This window comes from Halopiger aswanensis (assembly GCF_003610195.1).
Classification (GTDB): Archaea; Halobacteriota; Halobacteria; order Halobacteriales; family Natrialbaceae; genus Halopiger; species Halopiger aswanensis.
In genome coordinates this window covers 114906-135324 of the sequence record NZ_RAPO01000002.1, presented here as the reverse complement: position 1 = coordinate 135324, position 20419 = coordinate 114906, and the positions used below count along the sequence as shown (strand labels likewise).

25 protein-coding genes are annotated in these 20419 nt (G+C 57.6%); 7 read left to right on the top strand and 18 right to left on the bottom strand.

Features of this window, described 5'->3' with window-relative positions; genetic code table 11:
* Positions 1 to 150: 150 nt before the first annotated feature.
* On the bottom strand, positions 151 to 1089 hold the full coding sequence (locus ATJ93_RS07810) for a ZIP family metal transporter (protein WP_120244101.1): 939 nt from the start codon (positions 1087 to 1089) through the stop codon (positions 151 to 153).
* 151 nt (positions 1090 to 1240) lie between these two features.
* Positions 1241 to 1921: a metal-dependent transcriptional regulator gene (locus ATJ93_RS07805; RefSeq protein ID WP_120244100.1), complete on the bottom strand. Its 681-nt coding sequence runs from the start codon at positions 1919 to 1921 to the stop codon at positions 1241 to 1243.
* Positions 1922 to 2050: 129 nt separating this feature from the next.
* On the opposite strand from ATJ93_RS07805, the gene rocF reads away from it, so the two are divergent.
* Positions 2051 to 3010: an arginase gene (rocF, locus tag ATJ93_RS07800; RefSeq protein ID WP_120244098.1), complete on the top strand. Its 960-nt coding sequence runs from the start codon at positions 2051 to 2053 to the stop codon at positions 3008 to 3010.
* A 108-nt stretch (positions 3011 to 3118) separates the two neighbouring features.
* Positions 3119 to 4288: an NAD(P)/FAD-dependent oxidoreductase gene (locus ATJ93_RS07795; RefSeq protein ID WP_120244096.1), complete on the top strand. Its 1170-nt coding sequence runs from the start codon at positions 3119 to 3121 to the stop codon at positions 4286 to 4288.
* A 35-nt stretch (positions 4289 to 4323) separates the two neighbouring features.
* On the opposite strand, the gene ATJ93_RS07790 is transcribed toward ATJ93_RS07795, so the two are convergent.
* From ATJ93_RS07790 to ATJ93_RS07770, 4 genes are all read right to left on the bottom strand, one after another.
* On the bottom strand, positions 4324 to 4935 hold the full coding sequence (locus ATJ93_RS07790; protein ID WP_120244095.1) for an acyltransferase: 612 nt from the start codon (positions 4933 to 4935) through the stop codon (positions 4324 to 4326).
* Between the two features lie 73 nt (positions 4936 to 5008).
* Positions 5009 to 5839, bottom strand: coding sequence for an Nmad3 family putative nucleotide modification protein (locus ATJ93_RS07785; protein ID WP_120244093.1), 831 nt, complete (start codon positions 5837 to 5839; stop codon positions 5009 to 5011).
* A gap of 97 nt (positions 5840 to 5936) precedes the next feature.
* Positions 5937 to 6197: a hypothetical protein gene (locus ATJ93_RS07780; RefSeq protein WP_120244092.1), complete on the bottom strand. Its 261-nt coding sequence runs from the start codon at positions 6195 to 6197 to the stop codon at positions 5937 to 5939.
* 1053 nt (positions 6198 to 7250) lie between these two features.
* Positions 7251 to 8336, bottom strand: a complete 1086-nt coding sequence (locus ATJ93_RS07770) for a tyrosine-type recombinase/integrase (protein WP_120244090.1) — start codon at positions 8334 to 8336, stop codon at positions 7251 to 7253.
* Between the two features lie 552 nt (positions 8337 to 8888).
* Here ATJ93_RS07770 and ATJ93_RS07765 point away from each other — a divergent pair.
* The gene (locus ATJ93_RS07765; RefSeq protein WP_120244088.1) at positions 8889 to 9131 is read left to right on the top strand and encodes a transcriptional regulator; all 243 of its coding nucleotides are present in this window, start codon (positions 8889 to 8891) and stop codon (positions 9129 to 9131) included.
* A gap of 3 nt (positions 9132 to 9134) precedes the next feature.
* On the opposite strand, the gene ATJ93_RS07760 is transcribed toward ATJ93_RS07765, so the two are convergent.
* The 3 genes from ATJ93_RS07760 to ATJ93_RS07750 all read right to left on the bottom strand — a co-directional run bounded on the left by ATJ93_RS07760 (position 9135) and on the right by ATJ93_RS07750 (position 11733).
* Positions 9135 to 10931 (bottom strand): SIR2 family protein, encoded by a 1797-nt coding sequence (locus ATJ93_RS07760; RefSeq protein ID WP_120244086.1) that lies wholly within the window; start codon positions 10929 to 10931, stop codon positions 9135 to 9137.
* A gap of 80 nt (positions 10932 to 11011) precedes the next feature.
* A complete protein-coding gene (locus ATJ93_RS07755) occupies positions 11012 to 11272 on the bottom strand; it encodes a DUF7386 family protein (RefSeq protein WP_120244084.1) in 261 nt (86 codons plus the stop codon).
* 248 nt (positions 11273 to 11520) lie between these two features.
* Positions 11521 to 11733: a hypothetical protein gene (locus ATJ93_RS07750; protein ID WP_120244082.1), complete on the bottom strand. Its 213-nt coding sequence runs from the start codon at positions 11731 to 11733 to the stop codon at positions 11521 to 11523.
* Positions 11734 to 12107: 374 nt separating this feature from the next.
* On the opposite strand from ATJ93_RS07750, the gene ATJ93_RS07745 reads away from it, so the two are divergent.
* The 3 genes from ATJ93_RS07745 to ATJ93_RS23240 all read left to right on the top strand — a co-directional run bounded on the left by ATJ93_RS07745 (position 12108) and on the right by ATJ93_RS23240 (position 13585).
* The gene (locus ATJ93_RS07745; RefSeq protein WP_120244080.1) at positions 12108 to 12392 is read left to right on the top strand and encodes a hypothetical protein; all 285 of its coding nucleotides are present in this window, start codon (positions 12108 to 12110) and stop codon (positions 12390 to 12392) included.
* On the top strand, positions 12370 to 13122 hold the full coding sequence (locus tag ATJ93_RS07740; RefSeq protein WP_147376637.1) for a hypothetical protein: 753 nt from the start codon (positions 12370 to 12372) through the stop codon (positions 13120 to 13122). Before ATJ93_RS07745 ends, ATJ93_RS07740 begins: the two co-directional genes overlap by 23 nt.
* 151 nt (positions 13123 to 13273) lie before the next feature.
* A complete protein-coding gene (locus tag ATJ93_RS23240) occupies positions 13274 to 13585 on the top strand; it encodes a hypothetical protein (protein WP_147376636.1) in 312 nt (103 codons plus the stop codon).
* A 58-nt stretch (positions 13586 to 13643) separates the two neighbouring features.
* On the opposite strand, the gene ATJ93_RS07735 is transcribed toward ATJ93_RS23240, so the two are convergent.
* Both ATJ93_RS07735 and ATJ93_RS07730 read right to left on the bottom strand, forming a co-directional pair.
* Positions 13644 to 14042, bottom strand: a complete 399-nt coding sequence (locus ATJ93_RS07735) for a hypothetical protein (protein WP_120244076.1) — start codon at positions 14040 to 14042, stop codon at positions 13644 to 13646.
* Between the two features lie 2 nt (positions 14043 to 14044).
* Positions 14045 to 14239 carry an AbrB/MazE/SpoVT family DNA-binding domain-containing protein gene (locus tag ATJ93_RS07730; protein ID WP_120244075.1) on the bottom strand — a complete coding sequence of 65 codons (195 nt, stop codon included), beginning with the start codon at positions 14237 to 14239 and terminating at the stop codon, positions 14045 to 14047.
* A 109-nt stretch (positions 14240 to 14348) separates the two neighbouring features.
* Between ATJ93_RS07730 and ATJ93_RS24665 the strand changes: the two genes are divergently transcribed.
* The gene (locus ATJ93_RS24665) at positions 14349 to 14663 is read left to right on the top strand and encodes a DUF7563 family protein (RefSeq protein ID WP_120244074.1); all 315 of its coding nucleotides are present in this window, start codon (positions 14349 to 14351) and stop codon (positions 14661 to 14663) included.
* 233 nt (positions 14664 to 14896) lie between these two features.
* On the opposite strand, the gene ATJ93_RS23235 is transcribed toward ATJ93_RS24665, so the two are convergent.
* The 7 genes from ATJ93_RS23235 to ATJ93_RS24000 form a co-directional block, all read right to left on the bottom strand.
* The gene (locus tag ATJ93_RS23235; RefSeq protein ID WP_147376635.1) at positions 14897 to 16075 is read right to left on the bottom strand and encodes a hypothetical protein; all 1179 of its coding nucleotides are present in this window, start codon (positions 16073 to 16075) and stop codon (positions 14897 to 14899) included.
* Between the two features lie 378 nt (positions 16076 to 16453).
* The gene (locus ATJ93_RS07720; protein ID WP_120244073.1) at positions 16454 to 18073 is read right to left on the bottom strand and encodes a DUF7845 domain-containing protein; all 1620 of its coding nucleotides are present in this window, start codon (positions 18071 to 18073) and stop codon (positions 16454 to 16456) included.
* On the bottom strand, positions 18070 to 18288 hold the full coding sequence (locus tag ATJ93_RS07715; RefSeq protein ID WP_120244071.1) for a hypothetical protein: 219 nt from the start codon (positions 18286 to 18288) through the stop codon (positions 18070 to 18072). The genes ATJ93_RS07720 and ATJ93_RS07715 overlap by 4 nt, the downstream gene beginning before the upstream one ends.
* Positions 18289 to 18290: 2 nt before the next feature.
* Positions 18291 to 18818, bottom strand: a complete 528-nt coding sequence (locus ATJ93_RS07710) for a DUF488 family protein, N3 subclade (RefSeq protein WP_120244069.1) — start codon at positions 18816 to 18818, stop codon at positions 18291 to 18293.
* Positions 18815 to 19678: a DNA adenine methylase gene (locus ATJ93_RS07705; RefSeq protein ID WP_120244067.1), complete on the bottom strand. Its 864-nt coding sequence runs from the start codon at positions 19676 to 19678 to the stop codon at positions 18815 to 18817. The genes ATJ93_RS07710 and ATJ93_RS07705 overlap by 4 nt, the downstream gene beginning before the upstream one ends.
* Positions 19675 to 20130, bottom strand: a complete 456-nt coding sequence (locus ATJ93_RS07700; RefSeq protein ID WP_120244066.1) for a hypothetical protein — start codon at positions 20128 to 20130, stop codon at positions 19675 to 19677. The genes ATJ93_RS07705 and ATJ93_RS07700 overlap by 4 nt, the downstream gene beginning before the upstream one ends.
* Positions 20127 to 20366 (bottom strand): DUF7563 family protein, encoded by a 240-nt coding sequence (locus tag ATJ93_RS24000; RefSeq protein WP_120245213.1) that lies wholly within the window; start codon positions 20364 to 20366, stop codon positions 20127 to 20129. The genes ATJ93_RS07700 and ATJ93_RS24000 overlap by 4 nt, the downstream gene beginning before the upstream one ends.
* Positions 20367 to 20419 lie beyond the last annotated feature (53 nt).

Here is a 20419-nt window from a genome sequence, read left to right as displayed (position 1 = left end):
CCGACGGGTGACGTCGGTCGTTCTTCGGGATTTCGGTATCGGCAGCGGGGACAGTAAGGCGTTTCTCTTCGGTTCCGGGTGCGGGAGCGACCCACGTAGGCCTGCAGTCCGATCAGCGGTGCTGCATCGACGGACGTCGACGGGCGTCGATCACGACGGCACGAGCACCCCGTTCAGCAACGCACCGGCGAGCACGTCCTCGAGGAAGAACATCAGGGCGAATCCGACCGCGAAGGTGGCGACGTTAGTCCGAGTCAGGACGCCCTCGGCGTCGAAGCGGATCAGCCCCGCAACCTCGATGAGCACCTGTGCGATCGCACCGACGGCGACCGCGAAGAACAACACGGCGAGCGGCGCCGAGTTGGCGAAGCTGCCGAGCCAACCGCCGAGGATGACCGGACCGCCGGCGAGCAGCCCCATCGCGGCGAAGTGACGCAGCGGGGGCGCCGTCCGGTCGCGGGCGACCGCGGCAACGACGGTCGGTCCTTCCATGACGTTGTGGGTCACGAACGCGAGCACGAGCAGGGTCACCTGCGTGGTGTCGCCGCGGACGAAGGAGACGCCGATCCCGAGTCCTTCGCCGATGCTGTGCAGGCCGAGTGCGAGCGCGACGAGGTACGCGATCGCGAGTCCGTTCGCGTCCGTGTCGGCCGCGGCCATCGTCCGCTGTCGCCACGCGCTTACCGCGTGCATCGCGACGAACGTCCCGACGATGCCGACGACTGCGAGCCCCATCGCCAGCCCGGTCCGGTCGGCGGCCAGTCCGGTTTCGACGATGTCGACCGTCAGTTGGATCGCGATAAACGCCAGCACGCCGCCGGCGAGCGCGAGGAATCCGTGGAGATATCGCGGGTCGAGATCCCGGATGAACGGAAACCAGAGCATGCCGATCGCGACCGGAACGACGCCCGCGAGCGCCCCGATTACCGTGAGCAGCCAAACGATCTCGAGCGTGCTCGCATCGTCGACGGCAACGAGGGCCTCGAAGGGCGTCGTTAGGGACAGGAGCCCGAGGATCGAACCGAGAACGAGGACGGGACCGACCGCGAGGAGCCACTGGGGCAGCGCCCCGTTCGATCGCTCACGCATTCGTCACTCACCTCCGTCCGGTCCAGCTACCGTACTCATCACGTATCGATTAGACGAATCTAAACTTATAGCTTTTCCGCGCATACTGCATTAGACTGGATCTAAACCAACCGAAATCAGAATATGGTGGACGAAAGTAGTTCGAAAAGAACTATTGTTCGACTTTCGTTGGCGAGGAAACGCGGACGTGTCGTGCGACCGCTTCCGGCAGTGAGACCGGCTCGTCGTGTGCGCTCGAGCGGGCGGTCACCATGCCGAAGGGGGCAACTTCGACGATCTCGAGTTCGACGCCGGGCTCGACGCCGTGGTCGGCCAGGTAGGACAGTACCTCCGGGTCGCGGTCGGCGACCTCTTCGACGACGACGGTTTCGCCCTCCGCAAACTCCGAGACGGTCTTCCCCTCGGGGCGTTCGGGGGGTTCGAGGTCGGCGCCGGGGATCGGCGACCCGTGCGGGTCGACCTCCGGTTCGCCGAGCGCGTCGGCGACGCGGGCCTCGAAGTCCTCGCTGATGTGGTGTTCGAGCCGGTCGGCCTCGTCGTGGACCTCCGACCAGTCGTAGTCGAGGTGTTCGGTGAGGTAGGCCTCGAGCAGGCGGTGGTGGCGGACGACCTCGAGCGCGACGGTCTCGCCCTCGTCGGTGAGCGTTACCCCGCGGTACTTCTCCCGGTCGACCAGCCCGCGGTCCTCGAGTTTGTCGAGCATGCTGGTGACCGTCGGCGACGTGACGTCCAGCTCCGCGGCGATCTCGGAGGTCTTGATGCGGTCGTCGGTCGACCGCTGGAGCTGGTAGATGACCTTGAGGTAGTCTTCCATCACGTCGCTCAGCATCATACTCGAGATTTAGCCCCGTCTACCCCTAAATCTACCGCCACCGAAATCGACCGATCGAGGAGTCAACTGCTCGAGGGTGGGCCACAGGGGATCGTCACGACCAAACCGGTGCCCGGCGTACGGCTACGCATGAAGACGAACGCGACCGTTCGAATCATCGGTGCGCCGATGGACTACGGGGCCAACCGCCGCGGCGTCGACATGGGGCCGTCGGCGATCCGCTACGCCGGCCTCGCCGACGAACTCGAGCGCGCGGGCGTGGACCCGATCGACGACGGGGACCTCTCGATGCCGCGCGCGGAGGAGATCGACCCCGATACGGACGAGGCGTCCGGACTCACATCGACCGAGTCGGAGAGTTCAGGAGTCGAGAACGCCAAGTTCCTCCCGGCGATCGAGGGAGTCAACGTCCGGCTCGCCGCCCGCGTTGCGGAGACGCTCGCTGACGGCGAGTTCCCGCTCGTGCTCGGCGGCGACCACTCGGTCGCGATCGGATCGCTCCACGGCTCCGCACGCGACGCGGACATCGGCGCGATCTGGTTCGACGCCCACGCCGACCTCAACACGCCCGAAACCTCGCCCAGCGGCAACGTTCACGGCATGCCGCTTGGCGCCGTGCTCGGCCGAGGCGTCTTCGGGGACATGGACTGGGCCCACACCCCCCGACTGCAGGAGGACTCGATCGCCTACGTCGGCCTCCGCAGCATCGACGAGCGCGAGCGGGAACTGGTCCGCGAAAGCGAGATGACCGCGTTCACGATGTCCGACATCGACCAGCGGGGCATGACGGCCGTCGTCGAGGACGCCCTCGAAGTCGCGACCGACGGTACCGACGGCGTCCACGTCAGCCTCGACCTCGACATGATCGATCCCAAGGCCGCGCCGGGCGTCGGGACCCCGGTCCGCGGCGGCGTCACCTACCGCGAGGCCCACGCCGCCCTCGAGACCGTCTCGAAGCGCCACGACCGCGACGGGATACTCCGCTCGATGGACGTCGTCGAAGTCAACCCGATCCTCGACGAGGCGAACGAAACGGCGTCGCTCGCGGCTGAACTCACCGCGAGCGCGTTCGGCAAGCGGATCCTCTGAGCGGTGCGTTCGGCCACGGACCCCCGCGCCATCATTGATCGATGGTAACGAGAACCACGGTATAACGGTTCCAATACCTTTGTATCGTAGGCTTTTAGACTAGTTGGTATGACTGAGAACGTCGTCGTACTTGGCGCCGGATACGCCGGTGCCGGTGCGGTCACCAAACTCCAGTCGGCACTCGATGGCAACGCGCGACTAACGTGGATCGCTGACGTCGACTACCACCTCGTACTCCACGAGGCCCACCGCGTGATCCGCGATCCGGACGTCCGCTCGGACATCACCTTCCCCGTAACCGAGATCGCGGACCCCTCGACCCGGTTCATCCAGGACGAAGTCGTCGGCCTCGACGTCGACGAGCAGGTCGTCGAACTCGCCGACAGCGACGACGTCGAGTACGACTACGTCCTCGTCGCGCTGGGCAGCCAGACTGCCTACTACGGCATCCCCGGCCTCGAGGAACACTCCCTGACGCTCAAGAGTCTCGACGACGCCCTCGAGATCCACGAGGCCGTCCAGGAGGCCAGCCAGGAAGCGACCCGCGGCGACCCCGCGCAGATCGTCATCGGCGGCGCCGGCCTCTCCGGGATCCAGACCGCCGGCGAGATCGCCGAGTTCCGCGACGAACACCGCGCGCCGATCGAGATCCACCTCGTCGAAGCACTCGAGGAGATCTTCCCCGGCAACGATCCGGAGATCCAGCAGGCCCTGCGCGACCTGCTCGAGGAAGCCGGCGTCCGCATCCACACGGACGACCCGATCACCGAGGCCACCGAAGACCACATCGAGTTCGACGAGGGCGAACCCCTCGACCACGACGTGCTCGTCTGGACCGGCGGCATCACGGGCCGCGACGCCTTAGACGACGCCGAACTCGAGAAGGAGCACAACCGCGTCAACGCCGAGCCGAACTTCCAGACCTCCGACGAGCACGTGTTCGCGATCGGCGACTCGGCGATTATCGATCAGGGCGACCAGCCCGCACCGCCGACGGCACAGGCCGCCTGGCAGGCCGCGGAGGTCGCCGGCGAGAACATCGCCCGCGCGATCGAGAACCGGCCGCTCAAGACCTGGGAACACGAGGACAAGGGGACCGTCGTCTCCGTCGGCGAGAAGGCCGTCGCCCACGAAGTCAAGCCGGGCTTCGGCATCTCCCTGCCCGTCGGCACTTTCGGCGGCGTCCCGGCCCAGACCTTAAAGAAGATGATCGCCGCGCGCTGGATCGCGAGCATCACCTCGTGGAACGAGGCGCGCAAGTCCTGGTCGTCGCTGTAACCCGGTATCGAAACGACGCGCTACTGTCCAACGCGTTACCGCTCGCCGCTCTCGTTTTCGTCCGCCTCGTCCGCCGTAGCTCCGGTGTCGTCATCGCTATCCCCACCCATCGGCCGCGCCGGCACGCCGGCGACCGTCGTTCCGGGTTCGACGTCCCGCGTCACGAGCGAGTTCGCCGCGACCCGCGCTTCGGCACCGATCTCGACGCCCGGCAGGACGATCGCCCCCGCGCCGATCATCGCCCGCTCGCCGACGACGACCTCGCCCGTCCGGTACTCGTCCTGTAAGAACTCGTGACAGAGCAGGGTCGCGTCGTACCCCACGATCGCGTGGTCCTCGAGCGTGATCAGTTCGGGCCAGAAGACGTCCGGTGTCGCCTCGAGCCCCCACGAAACGTCATCGCCGACGGTGACGCCGATGCGACGCATGAGCCAGCGCTTGAGCCGCAGGCTCGGCGAGATCCGGACGAGCCAGACGACAACGTAGTTGATCGCGATCCGGAGCGGGTGCTTGGCGTCGGTCCAGAACGCGAGCGAGTTGCGCGGCCCCGCGGTCGGGTGGCGGGTGATGCGATCGTGTCGGGTGCGGGATCCAGATCCAGATTCAGATTCAGATTCGGATTCGGTACCAGGGCTGTCGTCAGTCACTCGTCGGCAGTTCGACCTATCGATACAAGAAACCGATTGATCTCGCGGACAGTCGACGATACCGTCGGCGTCGTCAGGGCTGCGGCGTCTCGACCGTCGCGTCCGCGGCCGCCCGAGCTCTCGGCTGCCCGACCAACTCGCGGAACCGCTCGCCCGAAAGCTCACAGCGGTACGCCGGCTTGAACATCATGTTCGCACCGCCTTCGGTGACGTTCCAAGCCGACGCCACCTCCTCGCGGAGATAGTACTGCGGGCGTTCGTTGCCCGGCTTCACGACGTACTCGCTCAACCGGATCGGATGCCGATCGAAGAGGCCGCCGGGTTCGCGACCGTCGACGAGGACGATCGTTTTCTCCGCGAGGTACGGTTCCCCGTCTCGAGCGCGTTTCGCGTGCGCGTTCTCCGAATGGGCTTCGAAGATCGCTTCGCACTCCGCGGGCGGCGTCTCTGGCGAGATTACGTCGACGCGATCGACGGTGAAGTAGCCGATCAGGTACCGGTGTGCGCGCTCTCCGCCCGGACGGCGTAAGCCGGCGTAAAAGCCCACGACGTCGCCCGGCTCGAGAGCGCGCAGCCGGGAGACGTAGCCGCTGGTGCGGTGTTCGCCGTAGGTGAGCGCCTCGAAGTTCGGATCGCGGTGGAACGGCCACGACTCGAGGGCGTCGCCGGTGACGGTCTCGACGCCGCCGCGGACGGGCTGGGGTTCGATGCGGGTCGTGAGATCCGCCGCGACGCGGTGGTCGTCGCTGGCGCGGAGCTCCCACGAGCCGAGGGTTTCGGCTTCGCTCGTCTCGCGGGTCTTCTCGGGGATCGGAATGTACTCGAACTGCCCGTCATCGTACAGCGGTCCGAGCGCGCCGAGGTTCGTGCTGTCGGCACCGACGCCTGCGAGGACGACCGTCATCGACGGAGTATCGGAAGTCGCGTGCGATAAAGCGCTCGATACCAGTAGCACCGATGATCGTCATCGCGCCGCTGTCGGTCACCAGCAGTAGACCCGATTACCGGTCGCTCGACTGCGAGACGTAAAAGAGCGGAATCAGAAGGACCAGAAAGAGCGTTCCCATGACGGCGATGGCGATCCAGATCGTCGACACCAACCGCTCGGGAATGACGTCGGCGAATTCGGCGAGCCAAAGGAGGCTGTAGCCCCCCGCGACGAGTAATGCGATCATGTATACCCGCAGCCCGAGCCGGACGACGTGGTATAGCGTCGTCTTGGTGACGGCCGGCGACATGTAGTCGTCGAGTCGCTTGATCATCGGTTGTGCCTCCCGGCGTTGCGGGTCGTCTCGACCCGCGGCTCAGATTCGATCGGCTTCCGGGAGTTAATCGGCTGGCCGCGGTCCCACTGACGCTTGCGCTCGTCCCACACACGCCAGCTCGGAGTATGGATTGCAGGGGTGTGTGTCGGGACGATCATCCGTTCTATCGACTTCTACGCTGCAGCACCGGCTTGAATCTTTATACTATTGTGATGGTTCCGACGACGGACCGGAAGTTCGCTGTGCTCGAGTCGTCACACGGTAGAATCGATCCACGCTGACTCGACGCAATAGTACGTGCGGTCGTCTGGTCGAAAGTGAACACGTCATCGCGCGCCGAATCGCCCGCAGGACACCGATTCGGATTACCCTAGACCTATATAATTTGGTCGTCGTATTAAGTACTACGTGACCAACCGATGACAGAGACGGGGGATGACTTTCTCGCTGCCTGTGACGAATGTAGCGCCGTCTACGCTGCAACCGAAACTGAGACCGGGCGAATCATTCCACTCGGCTCTCGAGACGGGTGCCAGTGCGGTAGTTCGTCGTTTTCGCGAGTCAATACGGACGACCTCGACGAGCCATCCGACGACAGGTGAGACTGGCTCGAGAGCGGCCATCAGTGTCGGATCTGGTCACGACACAACTAACTCGGGAGGACCGATTGACGGAGTGTGCGCGAGCCCTCGGACGACACCTTAGCAGCGGCTCCGCGAGTCAACCGCACGGAGGAGTGGAACTCCGAACACGGTGAACGCCGCCGCTTTCGTCACCGAAGACGGATCCGAACCGATCGGAGACGAGCGAATCGCAGTGAAAGTATATCGACTGGCCGGCTAACGGCTCTGGTACGACCGTCACGCTGTCCATCACCAGATGAAATATCCGGTATTTGATATTGTGCCGAAACCGAGAACTGAATTTTCGGCCGTCTCGAGACACGAGCCGCTAAGAGTTGAACACTCAGGGAATGAGAAGTGGGACCGCCGAGGTGGTCGATTCGGCTTTTACGCATGCTGAACTGCCCGATTTGAGCAATTGCTGCAGTCATGCTGAGTCCTCCGTGAGAAACTCGCGACGAGACTGCATTCGCCGGATCGGGTCGGGGTGGTCGTAGTGCTCTCTGATCACCTCAGGGGTGGCGTTCACTCGCTCCGCGACGACTTCTGGCGGCCAACCCTGATCGCGCATGTGCGTGATTGCGCCGGTTCGAAGCGGGTGCGGTGATCGGCTCGAAGGACACCGTGCCTCGTGGCCGTGCTCCCGGGCTTCGCACTTCGAGATATTCCGATCGTGAGGACAGGAACCCCACTGACAGGGTTGAGTCATGATGTAGACCTCCCGCCGGATGCTCGACTTCGATACTCTGGCGTTCTCGCCTTTCTCGGTCGTGAACAGGGGCTTTCGATCGTCCGAATCAGTTCGCTCGACTCGATTTATGTCGATGTATTCCTGCACTCGGTCGGCAACTTCTTGCTCGAGCGCCACCGGACGCTCTCCCTCGCGCTTGTTCTTCAGCGGCGTCTCCGGTCGGTGGCGGAAGTAGACAAATGGCACGTCGACCGCCTCGAGCGCATCTTTCTCGATATCGTCCTGATGGCGAAGCCGCTCGAGGTCCGATTGCTCGAAAAAGCAATCACGAAGATCAAGCGAGCGCAGCCCACCGAGACGGCAGCCGGTATGCCAAAGCAGTTCGAACATCGCTTGCCGTCGCGACGCGCGCTGGTAGAGGTGTAGATTCTCTCGGATTGTCTCGGCACGATTGGCGGACAGCAGCTCGTCATTGACTCGATCGGCCAGCTTGACTGACGGGACTTCGACCTTCGCCGGAAGTCCCTCCGGGACCGCATCGATCCGTTCGCAAAACTCAATGAACTGCTTGAGCGTGCCGATCTGGTTATTTAACGTCGATACCTTCAGCCCCTTAGACCGCCGATGTGAGTCATATTGGAAGATGTCACGGCTGGTGAGATCATTCAGATTGTCGATTCCTTCCGAGTTACACCACTCGAGAAACGGTTTCAGCCGATAGCGGTAGCTCTTGAGCGTCTCGTCAGCCCGCGTGGACTGCAGCCGATCGATCCACATGTCCACGGCTTCCCGTGGTTTCATCGGCTCGAGTTCGTCGCTCATGCGCTACCCCCCGTAACCGAAATTTCGGTTGACAGATCGAACATACCTACTGGCAAGAGGGGGTACTTCTTGTGTCTACAGCGGAGGTGAACGGAAAATCGCCGAAAACGTCTCTCTGTGACGATATCCGGGTAGAAAACCGCTCTATTTCGGTGAGCGGAAAACGGCCAGAATGAACGGTAAACCCGAAAGCGCGGTACAGCGTCGGGGTGGTGGTGGCCCTTTCCGTTCACTGCCGAGTTCGTATGTGATCGATACGACTCTCGAGCGGGACGTTTATTCCCCGCGGTGTCGTGCAATTGCATGCTTCCGTAGTGTGGTTACGGAAGCCAGCAGGTCGGTGCCCTTACACCGGGCCTGCGTTTCTGACGAGATTCCAACCACGTACTGGTTGGTCCGTCCGGCTTCCGTTACAAATCACCAACAACCGAAATTACTTATATCTAATCAATAGAAACAAATCTGAGATCAGCATACACTGATTAATTAGAAATAACGATTGTAGCTGCTGCTGTAGATAAATTTGTGTCGCTTAGAGATAGACCAGATTGGATGACTCGAAGTGCGTATCATATTTTAGAATCGTTAGCTGAAGCTCAAGAGACGAAACTTAAAATCCAGTCTCCTGCGATCATCGCATATAATCTGGACTATACACAGGAAAACGTTGCACGGAAATTGTCTGATTTAAACGAATATGGATTAGTGGAGAAAATCGAAAGCGGTCGGTATCAGATTACCGGTCAGGGCCTTGAATATCTTCAGGGAGAGTTGTCTACAAAGGAACTGGAATGAATTCTAATCGTTAGTGAGGCCGGTCACATTCGCAATTTTAACCAATTCTGCTGCTCTGAAGTACATCTTCGGGTTTGTTCTTCCTAATTCAACACCTGTATCTGGAAGTATTGCTTCATTCAGGCTATTCAACACTTTCTCAGTCTTTTCCTGGTCTCCTAATAGTTCGTCATACGTAGTTTCTCCATCTGGGTAATGAATCGTATCACTGGCACCATATCGACCCACTCTCTCTTCAACAGGATTGTTGATATTTTCAAGGAATTCTTCATAGTTCAATTTATACTGCTGAATACTTTCATTTTCCGACAGAGTTTGAAGGGGCTCCTCCTCCCCAAGAACATAAAGAATGTATTCGAGTCGTTGAGCTTTGTTCTTCTTCCCGACTTTCCCGGCGATATCATGAAGAACTTCAGAGATATCCTCATTATGCATTAATAGCCATTCAACACCGTGTAACCCATTTTCCAAACTACTGTGGATAAGAAGTTCACATCGGTCATCGTTCCAATCTAACTCGTCGATCTCTTTCCTCATCATGAGAACCACTTCATCTGAACTTAATGTCTGGTTCTTATCACCAATGAACGTCAATGTCGCTAGCTCAAGGTTTGTTTGCAAGTTCTCTCCATCTCGGGTCTCAGATTCTTTCTGATTGATAAGATATTTCCTAAGTATATCTGCACTCTCAGAATCTCCGTCCATGGGGAGCACGCCTAGCATATTTGTGAGTTCATCTTCATCAGAGGCCTGCTGAAGAATCTCGATCTGCACCTTTTTTCTGGGGGCATCCTGAGTTACAACCTTATACGTATTGTTCATTAGTTCTCTCAGATGTTTTATTTTGACAGCAGAAAGTTCAGATTCATAGGTGAGTGTCTCATAAATCCAACTGTAATCTTCTGCACTGATAGAACGTACGCGAGATCTCCCACCATCTTCATGATTGACCACACTATATTTCTGCAAATCATCATTATTGGATATTCCTCTTGTAAAATCTATATGGAAAATATTCTCTAGAAGATCATTTTCATCATCAGTGGTAACAGTATCTAAGTCAGAAAGAATAGTGGTAACATTCTGGTCTGTGATATCATATCCTAAAATAACAACAGGGTGTTCTGCAAAGTAGGTGAGTAGTTTTGCGCTCAAATACTTCTTTCTATTCAAAAATCTCTGGTAATCGTTTTCAGTTATAATGATACTCTCCGGTTCATTAGTACATCCGTGGATTTTGTAGATTTCACCAATACTCGTGAAGTCAACGTCATACACTTGTTCACCAACAATTGTGTTATATTCGTCGGGGAACACCTCTTCGATCACGGTATCATAGTTTGTCGTGATGATTGCGTGGGGTCCTATCTCTTGAAGAATCTTTGCTTCTTCAATATTTTTATCGAAGTCTTCGATAGAGTCTGGTGAGAGGTCGTCAAACTTCTCCGATACCTTTTGTTTCAGAAACACCTCCCTATTTTCATGTTCATATGTCCAGTCGGGAAATATTGAGGTTTCTCTTACTTCCCACGCCCACTCAGCATAAGCATCTGCAATTTCTGTTCCAATGCGTGGATTGCTATATTTTTGTTTGTAATACTCCAACGGGTAATCAATGTGCGTGTCCGGACATTCGTTTATTAATTCCCTTAATAGCCCATCCCAACTGGGTGCATCATCAAGATATCTTTGAGAGATACCAGATCCGATAAATAATATGGGTCTCAAATCGTATTCATCAATTGTCTCTTTTAGTTTCTTAGTGGCCCATTGGCGATGAGAACTCCGATCCGATAACATATCGTGTGGGTTAGCATAGATGATATAATAATTTGGCTATGAGTTTTCGAATAACAGAGGCTGAAATCTTATCTTGGTTTCTATCGCCATTTGCTTTCAATGCTTGTCCGATATCTGAGCCCAATCACAGACGTATTCGCAACCGTCTGGATCGTCTCCGGGTCGATATCACCGCGGGCGTTGTCGATATTCTGCTTACTTTCTACCAAGTGCGTAAGCGCAGCGTCGATCACCACGCTCATCGGTGGGTCGTCATATTCATCTTCTGCAACAATTGAGCTGGCCTTGTCGAGTTTTCGTTGCCGTTCGTCGGTGAGTTTCAAGCTGGTGCGTTTGGTCATATTTAAGCAGGTGTATGCACAGGGGGAGATTCGCTTCACTTACAGGTGAGTGACTGAACCATTCTTTAAGAAAGAGGGACGGTGTGGCAGTGGATCGGCGCGGCTACCGACTCGAGCACCGCTGATTCTATGCACCAAGCAAGCCAGTCGGCCATGGGAAGGTGCATAGATCGAGATCTCTGTATACATTCGCGAGCGACCCCATGGGGTCGGCTTCTGGAACCCGGTTCCAGGGCGCTGCAGTAACCTCATGGAAGTGAGATCGAGACCTCGGTACTATCGTCGCGGTTCGGATTCAAGATCGTCGCCTTCTCCCCGCCTTCCTCGAGCATGAACGGGAGGTCATCTCCGGCCTCCAGGTCGAACTCGTCGACGATCGGTGCCGGAACCACGACGAGTAGCGTGCCGTCTCCTTGCGTGACTTTGCGACTGTCGGCGTAGAAGCCGTCAATTCCACTCATGGATCGCCCGTAGCGGTTCTCCGCTATCTAATAAATGTATAGGGTCGTGTGATTGTCTGTGTAGATCCCAGTTCGTCTCTCTTGAGTCGAATTTTTGAAATCACCAGTCACGAGTTCGCACCGTTCCACGACCTCGACTTCGACGATCACACCCCGATCGAAAACGGTCGAGAATACTCGCCGCCAGCTCGAGTCGAATTCATCTGAGCGATTTTACGCGCGCGCACGTATCGGATAGGCACGGTGGGGTCCCCCCCGTGTGACGCGCGTTGCGACCGTCTTCGACGGTCGCCCACACGCGCGTTCGCTCGCAACCTCAGAAGAATCTACCAAGATTCTCGACGCTTCTAATCCCCGGCCGAAAACGCGCGGTCATGGCAAAGTTCCAAACAGACGTAACAGCCCTTCGCGCCCGGATCATTGACGTACTCGAGTTAGACGCGTTCCCGATCAATGGCCACCGACACCGCGAGTACCTCGAGCGAGCACTGGACGCAGGCTTCAGCGTTCAGGACCTCGCGACGGCTCACGAGGTTCGCCGCAAGACGATCTATCGAGCGGCCGAACGCAATGGGCTTGAACTTGAGCGGCCGCCTGCAAACGGGCTTGCGCGCCGTCTGTGGGAGATGGACCCCGATGCGATCGGAGGTGACGCCTAACGTGGCGCAAAGTGAATCTGGCCGGTCTGACCTCGAGCGACCGGACATATACGAGTGTCATCCCAAACTGGCCGACACGGTTACTGGTATCGACAAGAGCGACCTACTGATCGTCAACGGGGACAGTCGAACGTGGGAGGTGACCGATATCGTCGACCGCGAGTTCGACGACCAGGACGACGATCGGGAGTCCAAGCGAGCGATTCGCCTTACCACTCGCGGACGGTCCGATGAGCCCAACGCCGTCTTTGCGCTGGTGCTGGTAACCTATCCTGACCGCTATCACTGCCGCCTACACGTACTTAGAACGCCCAACTGGTACGAAGAGAACGAAACCTATCCTGTCGAGTCCGTCCGCGTGCTCGATATGGAACCGACCTGGACAGTCGTTCACTCGAGTTCGAATGTGTTCCACCTGCCGGACCCGCGTGCAGCTGGCCGTGGTGAGGCACACCCCGCCTGTCACGGCTCACCGAACACTGCCGAAGACGCCGACTATCGGTTTGCCCGGCACTACACCGTCCGCTCATCCTGCCGCCCCTGTATGGACTGTGCTCGGCGTTACCAGCCGGTCAACGTCTCGAGAATCACCTGTCCCGACTGTGACCGCGGCATCGCTGGCGGTGTTCTCCTCGGTGCCAACGTCTCCGCACTCGGTGGTGTCGAACTTACCTGTCCGAATCCGAATTGCCAATTCGAAGGCGTCGTTTCACTTCGCTTCGGAAAATAATCATCCCGCTAAAACCTCATTTATTGAAATCCAGGGACGAGGATCAGACTTAACAGACGTACTGGATACTGAGTGAACTCTAACAAAAGTCTCGACAGAAATCTATACCACCGTACTTGAGTTTAAATGGAAAGAGAATCTAACTCAATCTATGAGTGAACCATCCAATCCGGTTCAAGAACAGATTAGACAAGTCTTCCAAGATCTTGGCCTAAACCCAGAGAAAATTCGATACAACCAAAGCCTGGACAGATACCAGATAAACATCGGCGTAGAAGGGACTGATGATAGATTTCTCGAAGGAATAAAAGAGATGGGGACAACCGAACCTGTCGGTTCAACGGTCGACACAAGAAAATTAGAGAGTGTTGCGAATCACGTTCACAACGTGGAGATTGAAGCAGGAACGGTGAACGTTATCGATACGATGCGAGACTCACACTATCTTCTAGAGATTAGGTAACACTCACTTCGCAATGTTTTTTGATTCTATAGTGAATTCTGAAGAGTCAAGAGACCATTTAATTGTTATTTTTTGAGAAGGGATTCGGATCGGGCTCGAGCCGATAGCGAAGGGCGCGATCAGCAGGGTCCCAGTGAACGCCGAGGCCGTCACCGACTTGGACGTCAGTGTAGACGACGATCTCCCGCGGGACCGTGAGCCCGAGGTTGTCCCCATCGAGTTCCCGGAGCTGGTATGAGCCCAAGAACACCGCTCCGTCTGGCCCGGAACCATCGATTGGATTCTGCTCAGTCGTACGGTAGACGATTGTCTGCTCTCGTCGATCGAAATGAGCGAACAGCGACTGCCCCCGCTCGAGGTCGGTTTCGGTGACAATATGAGCGGGCACCGATGCCGAGTAGGTGTTATTCAATTCGCGGAGCGTCCGCGTGCCGAGATAGACTGCGACGGCTTCCATGCTCAGAACACCCCGCCTGACTCCGGCGCGCGTTCGACGGCTACGCGTTCATTCTCTCGGTCGTACACCAGTGTCACCTCGTGGCCGACCTTGAGGTCCATGTCCGCTAAGACCTCCTGTGGGATCGTCACGCCTTGCGAGTTGCCCGTTTCGATCACTGTCCGCCGGCCGATCAGTACCGAGCGTTCCGGTGGCATATCGGTCGTCACACCCAATCCCACCTAAATCAGTATCCCATTGTGACACCGTACGAACGACCGTCACTCGCGCCGAGTCTTTTTATCCATTCGCCGAACCGCGCCGGGTATGGCTCGAAACCACCACTGCCAGCACTGCAACGCTGTCATCAGTAGCGATTTTGTCCGTGTTTTCGGTCAGAACGGGAAGGCCTTCGCCTGTCCCGACTGTGAAACATGGGAAGCGATCTATCGTGGTGCCGCTACCAGCGAACACGCGTCTAAAACTCCTATGTCGTCAGCGAAACCAACTGACGCTGACACCAGCACAGCCCGGGTGACGCTCGACGATCTCCAAGATAATCGACCTCAGTCTCTCCAAGATGACGGTACCTCATCAACAATCCACCGCGACTGTGCCTTCGAGCAGCTCGCTTACGAGTAGAACCCTTTCTATTTCGAATACTCGTACACACGGTCCTATATGTTCCCCTGTTCGTCTCATTCAAGCAGTAGACCGTCCAGAGACGGTCGATTCTATCACACTCGCGGGCAGACCATGGATTCATACCGTTCAATTGACACGAAATATGCACACGGCGCTGCTTGACTTGTGTGCATATTCGGAAAAAGAATTCTGTCAGCATACAACCCCAGGGGAAAGGGAATGAAATATCATCAGATATCGAATCGGGTCGAGTACAGTTTCTCATCTATCATTTCATATAAGCATTCTCCATCTAATAGACGATACAAGTCCCTAGAGGTCAATACAATAATTATTGGTCTATCTGGATTATATTCCGAGGAAAGCCGCTCTGCGTGCATATCTTCTCCCTCTCCTGAGATCCCATTCCAACTAACAAATATTCCCAAATCAAGATAGGCACGAGCTACTTTATCGCTGAATTTTCTCACCTTTCCTGCAGGAATTGGGTCTTTTGTGTTTTTACTTTCTACTGGGATGAATCTGTCGTAGTATCTGAATAAATTATGGTCGTCAGAGCCAGAATATTCTAGAATTATATCAAATTCGGCTGTTTTCGTACGTAGATTTTGATCGCGAATATCGATCATCTCTAAACTATCAAAGAGGTATGATAACGTATTCTCTAAATTCTCCCCCTTCTTGTTTGAATCTGTTTCAATATATGATTCGTACAGAAGTTCCGAATATTTACTTACATCAAGAGTGAAGAATTCTGTGTCTGTTTCTTCCCGATACTCAGGTGTTATCTCTGAATCGGGGAAGAGCCATCGTGTTAATTTTGTTTGGTCAGGATGGTATCCGGGTGGGAAACGGGGACTCCCACTAGTTGGCAGTGTCTCTGGCCTTTCCAAAAGGTCGCGGATTTCCTCTGCATCTTCATCATCTATCTTACCAGTAGGGAAGACTGTATAGTTTGAAGCGAACTCCGTAAAATCCAGATCATAAGGGATTGGTCGATACCCATCCTGAATCGCTATAAAATTCTCAGTGAAAAGAATCGTACATTCAGCTTTAGCAGTTCCTACGGCTTCTGTTAGTTCAAGATGGTTTCCTTGACCCAAATTCCTTTTATCCATATAACCGTCTAAATCAGTAGTTGCCACACGACAGGCAATGTAGGGCGCAGATCGAATAGACTCGGAGACAATTACATCGAATGTCGAAATATTATCCTCGACATGATAGTTCTCCCTAATATCCCTCGGCTTTCTTATTTGAACATCTAAAAATATCTCATCGCCAGAATATCCCAAGCCTTCTAATATGTCTATAAATATTTGCGTTAGATCTTGCTTCTTAGAATCCTCATCTACAAACTGACCAATGCTATTTAGCGATTCTTTAATTACCGTCTCAGCGCCTGTCATTGGGTCTATTCGTAGCAACCAAGTCTGCAGGCTATATTGATGTTATGCTAGTGTAAACTCGGGTCTGATAGAGACTTCATGTGTTATTGGAGTAGTCGATCTCTCAATGACCTTTGTTTCATGTGCTTCAACTGGAGATCTGCGTACGGAAGCGGGGGTGGTGAACTGTAATTTTTTGGCGCTGTCGCCTTGGCGACACCCGCCAAGGGGCGTTTCGCGCGCAGCGCGAAACCGACCCGCAGGCGAGCCGGCACGATCGTGCCGGCGGCACCTCCATCGAGGAGAGAACTACAACCAGAATTGACTAACAGCCGCTATTATACAAGCGAACTTGCCGAAAGCAGGTCGCAGAATAGTGTTGCCACTACCGAGGCCGGTTCAGCGGTCGGCGATCGCACCGACGAATCCAACCTCGGTGCCGCCGCCCGGAGCCTTCCAGGTCAACTGAGCACGGCGTAACAGCGCCGGGTCGTTGCCCGACTTCCGCCACTTCTCGAGCGCCTCGGCGGCGATCGTCCGCACATTCTCGAAGCTACTCGACTTCAGTTCGGAAAGGATCGTATCGATTCGGACGGTCCGCGGATCGCCGTTCTCGTCGTACTGGATTTCAGCGCCGTTCTCGGCGAGCCACCGCTGGAATGGCGATGAATCGGCGATGTGATCGGCCAAGCCCATCACGTGCTGAATTCGATCAGCAAAACTCTCGATTGCGTACTCTGCCGACTCGACGAGCGCGCGCAACTCCTCCTGGTACTTGCGCGCCCGGAACGAAATCTCGCCCTGGTCCAGCTCGAGGATGTCGCCGAGGTCTTCGATCGCCCGGTAGATCGTCGCGGGGTGCTTGCCGAGTTCGTCGGCCAGGCCGTCGACGGTACTACCGCCATCGGTTGCGACCGTCTCGGTCACTTCGCGCGCGGTCTCGCCCATGTCCCGCAACGTCGTCATCAACAGGTGATCCGTCTTCGCCTCGAGGCGCGGCGTTGGATCTTCATAGAGTTCGACTGACTCCTCTCGAGCGACAGCGTCGAAGTGATCGTCGGGGACGTACACGTCGTTCCCATCAGGTCCGAGCGGAATATCCTCCCAGTGAAGTGCGTTCAATAGCGTCTCCTCGATCTGCTCGGTCACTTCGTGGCGGTCTGCCCATGCCCATGCCTCGCCGTCGTTCATCGACTTGTTCACTAGGACTTCCACCTTCGGATGGTACGACGGGTGATCCTTCGACACCGCGTCCGGATCAGCCAGTTGGTAAATCTCGAATTTCCGCCCGTAGGTGTGTCCCGGCAGCAACTTCGCAGCCGACGTCGGATCGAGAATCAGCCGGTTCTGGTGGTTGATCACTTCCTCGTTGTCCAGGTACAGTTCCGCCTTCACGCCCTCGAGGTCCGAGAGGAAATGAACTACTTTCTGCAGGACACCGGCCGATGCGAGCTTTTCAGCCCACTGCCGACGGATACGAACGTAGCGCTCGTACGCCCACATGCGGCTGGCCGAGTGCGGATCCGCGCGAAAGTACTCCGGATGCACGCGCTCGCCTGCGTGCTCGAAGATCGCCGCGAAGAACTCCGGCAGCAACTCGAGGCCGTGGCCGGGTTCGATGTTACTGACGTGGAACTCGACGTCGACGCCGTCGACCTCGCCGACCTGATTCTCCCAGGGGAGATTCACCAGCTCGCCGGTCTCCCAGTGACGCATGTTCGGGAACCGCGGCGAGATATTGAACGACGCCTTTCGCTCGCCGCGCCCGCGTCCGCGGATGTCCCACTCGTACAATCGCTCGGCGTTGATTCCGTCCGATAGCCGTGGTGCGAACCCCGACTTGCTGTAGCTCACCTCGAGGTGCCACGGTTCGCCGTCAACCTCGACGTCCAGCTCCAGGTAGCCCTCGAAGGGCGGCCCGAGCATAACCGATGAGAGGGCATCGTACGGACCACGGCCCCAGTCGGGCCACTTCCAGCGCCCCTCGCTTTCGTGAGGTGTCGTTTCGACTTGCGTCATCGTAGCCCCTCCCGGTCGGCGAAACACGATGGACAGAGCAGCACGCCGCTCTCGCGACGAACCTGCACCTCATAGCCAGCGTACCCGCAGTCGACGCACTCGCTCCAGACCTGCTCATTGTCGACGTCGTCGGACTCGTTGTCGACATCGTCAGACGTGTCATCCTCGGACGCTGGCGAGTCCTGCGGCTCGAGGCCAAAGGCTGTTAGGTCCATCGTCAGTCCCCTCCAGCCTCCGCAAAGTCTCGCAATGTGGCTGTCTCATCGGTGCTATCGCTGGGTTCGTCGCCAGCAGTATTGACCGGAATCGTCGATGGGTCCGGGTGATGGACTACCTCGGAATCCTCGAGGCGCTCGACGACGACGTTCGCGAGCAGTCGGCGGTGACACCACCGGGCGTCCTTCTCCCAGCACACCAACCAGATATCACGCTCGCGTGCGCGATCGGCCAACTCGTCGATCAGCGCCTGGGGACCGTCCCGCTCGAGGTACCCGAGATACCGGCGTTCGTAGTCGACGGAGTTCCAAGCGATTGCCGCGGGGTTGGGCTCGTCGTCTTCCTCGGCGGCGTTCTCGACGGTCTTGTAGGCGTTCAGTAGATCCCCCGGCGGCGCGACTGCTGGGATATTCCGGTCGGTGACCCGTTCGACGAAATCCTTCGGGTATCGGACTACGCCGAAGACATCGTCTCCCTCAGGCGGATCGAACTGTGAGATTCCGCCGAAGTACGTCGTATGGACCGTCACCGGGAATCACCCCCGTCTGGCCGGGCCTGTCGAGCGTCGACCGCGTCAGTGAGCGTTCGCTGGGTAAACTCCCGTTCTGTCGACGGCTCAAAGTTCATGATCAGCCGCTCGTCTGCCGTCTTCCCGGTTCCTGCCGCGGAATGAGTCACCGTCCGTTCGACGACGTTCCAGGTATCACCTTCGTACAGTCCGGGCGGGATCTCAGTATAGGAGACGAGAACATGTCCGTCGACATCACAAAGGGTCTGCTCGAGGGCGGCGTGCTCGGCAGATTCCCGGTACAGGTCCTCTTTCTGGTAGTACGGTGGATCAATGTAGAAGACTGTCTCGGGGGAATCGTACCGCTCGACGACGTCTTGGTAGTCCTCGTGAACAACCGAGACGCCGCGGAACCGCTCGGCGACGTACTCGATTCGCTCCGGCGCGTTGACCCAGTTTCTCGCGTTCCGGCTACCCTTCTCGTCGCGGGGACTCTCGCGTTTGAACCCGCTTTTACGCGATACTTTCCCCGCGTACTGACTGTACCGGAGGAACAACCACTTCCCGGCGTGCTCGACGTCGTCGTCTGGCCGCTCGCCGCTGAAGAACTCGTCGGCCCACTCGTCGTGAAGCTGTTCTGAAAACGGCGTATACCGACACCACTCCGCGAGTTCGTCCGGCCGCTCGCGGGCAACCCGGAAGAACGTCACGACGTCGCTGTCCTTGTCGTTGAAGATCTCGACGTCGCTTCGTGGTTTGTTCAACAACACCGACGCCGACCCGCCGAACGGTTCGACATAGGTGGTGTGTTCCGGTAGGTGATCGATTACCCACCGAGCTAGGCGCGTCTTCCCACCGATGTACGGGAACGCGCTTTTCATGACCACTCACCTCCGACACCGTCGAAGACTGCAGTCCACGCAATCTGACGGTACTGCTCGGCGCTGCGCCCACCGTTCCCGCACTCCCACCAGTTCCCGTCGATGATCCGGTCAACCGTCGCGGCACGCGTCAATGCGATCCGCAGTATCTCGTCGGACTCGCGCTCGAGGACGACGAGGATGTACCAGCCGTCGACGCCGACAAGTCGCTCGTGGTTCTCCCGTCGGATCCACCAGCGACCCGCGCGGCCGTCGTAGGTCTCGTAACATGACTTCGCTTCGGCGACCTCGCCCGCCGTCGCGATCACGCCGGCGCGGTCACCGACGAGGTCTTGGACGAACTCGAGATCGTGCCACTCGGCACGATCGTCGTCGACACGCTCGAGGGGCCAGCGGTCGCAGGCAGCGGTCTCGACGTAGTGGCCGCGCTCGCGATTCTCGGCGACCGTCATCGGTCCGAGTCACCCCCATGACGACCCGGTGAGGTCTCTGGATCTGGTATCTCGACCTCTTTCCCGGCGGCCGACCCACGGCTTAATCGTGGGTAAGAATCGCACTCGGAACAGCGGTGAGCCCGGTCAGCATCATCACCGTAGACTCGACGGAATCGATCGGTGACGAACGAACCGCAGTGGAGGCACGTCGATCGACTGGTCGACGTCCGCAGGACGGTCGTCACGCCGACCACCCCCCACACTTCTGTCCGCCATCTGTAATTATCCCTAAAGCGAGAACTGGATT

Excerpts from the sequence above, each read along its gene's own strand:
- ATJ93_RS07810 (WP_120244101.1), bottom strand. The coding sequence starts at position 1,089 with ATGCGTGAGCGATCGAACGGGGCGCTGCCCCAGTGGCTCCTCGCGGTC.
- ATJ93_RS07805 (WP_120244100.1), bottom strand. The coding sequence starts at position 1,921 with ATGATGCTGAGCGACGTGATGGAAGACTACCTCAAGGTCATCTACCAG.
- rocF (WP_120244098.1), top strand. The coding sequence starts at position 2,051 with ATGAAGACGAACGCGACCGTTCGAATCATCGGTGCGCCGATGGACTAC.
- ATJ93_RS07795 (WP_120244096.1), top strand. The coding sequence starts at position 3,119 with ATGACTGAGAACGTCGTCGTACTTGGCGCCGGATACGCCGGTGCCGGT.
- ATJ93_RS07785 (WP_120244093.1), bottom strand. The coding sequence starts at position 5,839 with ATGACGGTCGTCCTCGCAGGCGTCGGTGCCGACAGCACGAACCTCGGC.
- ATJ93_RS07780 (WP_120244092.1), bottom strand. The coding sequence starts at position 6,197 with ATGATCAAGCGACTCGACGACTACATGTCGCCGGCCGTCACCAAGACG.
- ATJ93_RS07770 (WP_120244090.1), bottom strand. The coding sequence starts at position 8,336 with ATGAGCGACGAACTCGAGCCGATGAAACCACGGGAAGCCGTGGACATG.
- ATJ93_RS07765 (WP_120244088.1), top strand. The coding sequence starts at position 8,889 with ATGACTCGAAGTGCGTATCATATTTTAGAATCGTTAGCTGAAGCTCAA.
- ATJ93_RS07760 (WP_120244086.1), bottom strand. The coding sequence starts at position 10,931 with ATGTTATCGGATCGGAGTTCTCATCGCCAATGGGCCACTAAGAAACTA.
- ATJ93_RS07755 (WP_120244084.1), bottom strand. The coding sequence starts at position 11,272 with ATGACCAAACGCACCAGCTTGAAACTCACCGACGAACGGCAACGAAAA.
- ATJ93_RS07750 (WP_120244082.1), bottom strand. The coding sequence starts at position 11,733 with ATGAGTGGAATTGACGGCTTCTACGCCGACAGTCGCAAAGTCACGCAA.
- ATJ93_RS07745 (WP_120244080.1), top strand. The coding sequence starts at position 12,108 with ATGGCAAAGTTCCAAACAGACGTAACAGCCCTTCGCGCCCGGATCATT.
- ATJ93_RS07740 (WP_147376637.1), top strand. The coding sequence starts at position 12,370 with ATGCGATCGGAGGTGACGCCTAACGTGGCGCAAAGTGAATCTGGCCGG.
- ATJ93_RS23240 (WP_147376636.1), top strand. The coding sequence starts at position 13,274 with ATGAGTGAACCATCCAATCCGGTTCAAGAACAGATTAGACAAGTCTTC.
- ATJ93_RS07735 (WP_120244076.1), bottom strand. The coding sequence starts at position 14,042 with ATGGAAGCCGTCGCAGTCTATCTCGGCACGCGGACGCTCCGCGAATTG.
- ATJ93_RS07730 (WP_120244075.1), bottom strand. The coding sequence starts at position 14,239 with ATGCCACCGGAACGCTCGGTACTGATCGGCCGGCGGACAGTGATCGAA.
- ATJ93_RS24665 (WP_120244074.1), top strand. The coding sequence starts at position 14,349 with ATGGCTCGAAACCACCACTGCCAGCACTGCAACGCTGTCATCAGTAGC.
- ATJ93_RS23235 (WP_147376635.1), bottom strand. The coding sequence starts at position 16,075 with ATGACAGGCGCTGAGACGGTAATTAAAGAATCGCTAAATAGCATTGGT.
- ATJ93_RS07720 (WP_120244073.1), bottom strand. The coding sequence starts at position 18,073 with ATGACGCAAGTCGAAACGACACCTCACGAAAGCGAGGGGCGCTGGAAG.
- ATJ93_RS07715 (WP_120244071.1), bottom strand. The coding sequence starts at position 18,288 with ATGGACCTAACAGCCTTTGGCCTCGAGCCGCAGGACTCGCCAGCGTCC.
- ATJ93_RS07705 (WP_120244067.1), bottom strand. The coding sequence starts at position 19,678 with ATGAAAAGCGCGTTCCCGTACATCGGTGGGAAGACGCGCCTAGCTCGG.
- ATJ93_RS07700 (WP_120244066.1), bottom strand. The coding sequence starts at position 20,130 with ATGACGGTCGCCGAGAATCGCGAGCGCGGCCACTACGTCGAGACCGCT.